The 248-nt window shown below is 40.7% G+C and carries 1 protein-coding gene; it reads right to left on the bottom strand.

Annotated elements, in window-relative coordinates:
* Positions 1-248 (bottom strand): CAT RNA binding domain-containing protein (locus AC0IXA_RS27915; RefSeq protein ID WP_471814980.1); only part of this gene is annotated, 248 nt, incomplete at both ends.

Genomic DNA, 248 nt, shown 5'->3' with positions numbered 1-248 from the left:
AGTCAGTGATATGTGGATGTAATCACTGAGCGGCATCATGAGTTTACCTTCTGCATAACTGATGATATGCTCTGCTACCTCAATATGCGCTTCTGGCAATGTGGCAAGAATTTGTTTGAATTTCTCATTTTCTTCACGCACAACAAAGATTTTCTCTATTTTTTGAAGAGGAACGACGTCATTTTTCCCCTTCTGAAAAGCAATTCCGGGTCCCATCACAATTTTCTCCTGATCGCCCTCCTTTACAA

The sequence above is a fragment of the Pseudomonas sp. AC083 genome, assembly GCF_979253165.1.
This window is presented reverse-complemented; position numbering and strand designations above follow the sequence as displayed.